At 53.2% G+C, this 4,058-nt stretch carries 3 protein-coding genes and 1 pseudogene; 3 read left to right on the forward strand and 1 reads right to left on the reverse strand.

All coding sequences use genetic code 11. The features are described 5' to 3' along the window. Positions 1-346: 346 nt before the first annotated feature. The 3 genes and pseudogenes from HHJ19_RS00045 to infA form a co-directional block, all read left to right on the forward strand. Positions 347-460: pseudogene (locus HHJ19_RS00045) on the forward strand (IS1595 family transposase); the annotation flags it as partial. Between the two features lie 834 nt (positions 461-1,294). Beyond that, complete coding sequence (locus tag HHJ19_RS00050) at positions 1,295-1,534, forward strand: hypothetical protein (protein ID WP_296902989.1); 240 nt, start codon at positions 1,295-1,297, stop codon at positions 1,532-1,534. 62 nt (positions 1,535-1,596) lie between these two features. Then, positions 1,597-1,854, forward strand: a complete 258-nt coding sequence (gene infA / locus HHJ19_RS00055) for a translation initiation factor IF-1 (protein WP_011800392.1) — start codon at positions 1,597-1,599, stop codon at positions 1,852-1,854. A 92-nt stretch (positions 1,855-1,946) separates the two neighbouring features. Here the strand turns inward: infA and HHJ19_RS00060 are convergent, their stop codons facing one another. Beyond that, complete coding sequence (locus tag HHJ19_RS00060; RefSeq protein WP_296902988.1) at positions 1,947-3,296, reverse strand: dicarboxylate/amino acid:cation symporter; 1,350 nt, start codon at positions 3,294-3,296, stop codon at positions 1,947-1,949. Between the last annotated feature and the right edge of the window lie 762 nt (positions 3,297-4,058).

Here is a 4,058-nt window from a genome sequence, read left to right on the forward strand (position 1 = left end):
ACCAGCGGCAAATTAATGTGCACTTTTGTGGTGCCTTTTTAACGGTCCGCATTGCATTAATTACCCGGATGGGCGAACAGGCCGACCGATCGGCGTTTCAGGCCGGTACAGACAAAGGTCAATCGCTAGCCTTGGCGGGTCGGCCGGAGTGCTGCTCGTGGTCTAGATGCAGGGCGGCGCGCTGCTTGCTCACTTGGCCATCTCCAACATGGTGCCGCCAGAACGAAAGGCCGTAAATCCAAAAAAGATATAACTTGCTGCCCACGAAAATGTGTTTCATGACTAGGGCTGTGCGGCCGCGCAGTGGCGCTGTTCGTCGTGATTTCCCACTTAAGAATCAAATTGACCGATGGTGGTGCGCGACCGTGAAGGACATGCCGCCGACCGTCCGCTGAACAAGCTCGACGCCGCGCATATGCGAAACACTCTCCTGCCACTGATCGGTCGCGAATCGGTGTTGCATGATTCGCGGGGTGAATCGGACTAGCCAGTTGATGGCAACCAGCGGCGAAGCCTCGCTGCAACGTACCCGGCAGGCATGCTGGACTGGCTGCGCTGCCACCTGGCTGTCGCGGAGCGGCAGATCGAGCCGTCGCGTCTGACGGTCAAACAGGGGCCGCGACGTCTGACGTTCCGGCTGAACCCGCAAACCGGAGACAGTAACGGCAGCGGCAGCTGGCTCATTGTGATGCGTGAAAGTTCGGACGATGCTGTGGTCCAGGCGATCGCCTTGAGCTTCGGGCCCACCGCGAAAGAAGGCGAGTGCTGCATCGAGTGGACAAGGGAAAAGTCAACCGCAACATTGGCAACATATTGGGTGCCAGCCCGACAACCGTCAACAAACAGCTGTAGCGCGCGCACAGTAAACCCGGCGTGCAAATCCGTGTTGCAGCCGCGTCCAGGGCTATCAATCGGATGCGGCAGATTTACCCGCGGTCGGAATGCTGAATGAAGAACCGCAATCGTCGGATTACCCGGTTATAATAATGAGTTTGGTAACGCATCAGCGTTTTTCATCGAAGCCGCTATTTCACCTGGCTTCTTTCTCAAATGCGGCGCTTCCTGGAGCCCGAACTCCCAGCGATCTGGTACTGCTTTCACAGGTTTTTCAGCCTTGATGTCGACAGCACTCCTCCATTTCCTGGTAAGCACTTCCACCAACGGTGCTCACTCATGGCTCAAGTTACCTTGGCTTTCACCTGCCTGGCGGACGAACATCGAATATACGTTGGCTTGCTCGCAAGCTGGTTACCCTATCCCACAAAGCCGAAAAAAATATCCGGCAAAGACTTTTATGACTATGAACATTACCCCAATAGAGGTAGGTAAATACCTTGTCTCGCCACTTGCCAAGCAGCAGGGCAAAGGCCGATACGCAGCTTCAGTTTCGATCCGCTCCGGTCGCGGTAGCGGCACCCACGACCGGGTACTGCGTTTCACCGGAATTTTTGACAGTGCTGCCGCTGCCGTACATTACGCTACCGAGCACGCAATGGACTGGATTCACGAGCGCTCGTTGCCAGTTTGCGCATAAGTCCCTGCCATCCCGTGTGGGCTGGCAACACAGAATAATTTTCAAATATCAGGAGTTACCGTATGGCCAAAGAAGAACTTATTGAAATGCATGGACTGGTTGACGAGGTCCTGCCCGATTCGCGTTTTCGCGTGACGCTGGACAACGGCCACAAACTTGTAGCGTACACCTCGGGAAAAATGCGTAAAAATCATATACGGATTCTTGCTGGCGACCAGGTCTCGCTTGAATTGTCGCCGTACGACCTGAGCAAGGGTCGCATTACTTTCCGCCATATTGCCGGCCGCGGACCAGGCCCGGCGCCACGTCAGTCTCGCTAAGCGCGGTCAGCAGAGGTTTTAAAATCCGGAAACTTTGAATGGGGTTTCCGGAAGTTGGCGCGTTACTTCCAACTCGAAAAACTAAAAACGCCTCAGCGGGGCACCGTCATGTGATCAGTTTTTTGATCCAGCATAACTTCCGGGTCCTGGGCCTCTTCCCACGTTTCATTATTCAGACCGGCCCTGAGCCGGTCTGTGTCAAGCTCGTCTGTCCATTTGGCCACGACTATCGTTGCAACTCCATTGCCAATCAGGTTGGTTAGTGCCCGTGCTTCCGACATGAAACGGTCAATGCCCAGAATCAGGGCCAAGCCCGCCACCGGCACCGTTCCTACGGCGGACAGAGTGGCGGCCAACACAATGAAGCCACTACCCGTCACACCCGCCGCCCCTTTCGAGGTAAGCAGCAAGACGCCGAGCAATGTCAACTCCTGCATCAGTGTCATGGGTGTGTTGGTGGCTTGTGCGATAAACACCGCTGCCATGGTCAGGTAAATGGAAGTTCCGTCAAGATTAAACGAGTAGCCGGTGGGGATAACCAAGCCCACGGTGGTTTTCTTTGCGCCCAGATTTTCCATTTTTTCCATCATGCGTGGCAGCACTGATTCGGAGGAAGAGGTACCCAGCACGATCAGCAGTTCTTCCTTGATGTACTTGATGAACTTCCAGATGCTGAAGCCGTGAATGCGCGCAATTGTCCCCAATACGCCAAAGATGAAAATCAGGCAGGTCAGGTAGAACGCTCCCATCAAGTAACCGAGCGATAACAGCGAGCCGACGCCGTATTTACCAATCGTGAATGCCATGGCGCCAAAGGCACCGATGGGAGCGACTTTCATGATGAAGCCGATAATGTTGAAAAGCACGTGTGAGGTTTTTTCGATGAAGTCGAAGACGAGCGTGCCCCGGCCACCAAAGCGGTGCAGCGCGAAACCAAACAGCACGGCGATCAGCAACACCTGCAAAATCTCGCCTTTCGCGAAAGCGTCAAAGAGCGCATTTGGAATAATGTTGAGGATGAAATCGGTGGTGCCCACCATCTTGCCAGGGCCGGTATAAGCTGCCACGGCTTTGGTGTCCAAACTGGCGGGGTCTACATTCATACCTGCGCCGGGTTGGAGCAGATTGACCAGAACCAGACCAATGACAAGCGCAAAGCTGCTGACCACTTCAAAGTAAAGCAGTGCCAGACCGCCCGTCTTGCCTACCTTTTTCATGTCTTCCATGCCAGCGATGCCGATCACGACAGTACAGAAAATAATGGGTGCGATCATCATCTTTATCAGCTTGATGAAGCCGTCTCCCAGCGGTTTCATTTCAGCACCGAGCGCGGGGTAGAAATAGCCAAGGGCTATGCCGGCAATCACCGCGCATACCACCTGAAAATAAAGAGAGCGGTATAGCGCCGGTTTGCGGATTTGTGCGTAGGAAGTCGTTGTCATGGCAAAAGCGCAGCGGCGGTTGCTGCGTAGGTGGGTTATGGGCTCAATGTAGCGGCGCAGAAAAAAATAGGCATGTGGGAAACCACACGTTACTTGAATTTCATAATGTGACTTCTCGGTGAAATTAAGGCTTTTTTGCGTTGTTTTTTTCCATTGCTGTCATGAGCTTTTCCGTTTGGCGAGGCCGGAGAAGACACCTCATATTTCGGCTTCTTCCTACACGGTTACCGGGTACGAAGCATGCTTGAAACAACTGCAGGTTGGCTAAACTTCATGACAGGTTCGATTCCGATTATTCCGATTATTCAATGAGTTCGGACCAGTCGAAGTTTGCGGGAAAGCAATGACAAATCACCGGAATATGCATCTGTTTTTTTAAAGGAGGCTTCTCCACATGAATTATTTCACATCATCTCCAATCAAATTGGCAGCATCCCGGCGAGCGTTGTGCCTTCGGGCGGCGAACGATGAAACCTGCGTTCTTCGCCAGCGCAGTCTGGCTAGAAAGAAGAAGCCACGGGGATTTTCGGAAGGGTCGACATTGTTTTGTTCTGACAGCCGATGGGACCTACCCGAATGAAGCCCGATCTAACCTCCGACTATGCGTTTTTGCGCAACCGGTTGCAGACTTTGATGGCCGAACCGGTGAAAAACTTCCTGGAAATTGATCAGATTATCGACGAACTTGAAAAAATTCAACTTGCCATCAAGGTCCAGCATGGAATCATGGGAAACAATCCCAACGAGTAGCTGCGGCAGTGC

This window comes from Polaromonas sp. (assembly GCF_012927415.1).
Lineage (GTDB): Bacteria > Pseudomonadota > Gammaproteobacteria > Burkholderiales > Burkholderiaceae_C > Polaromonas.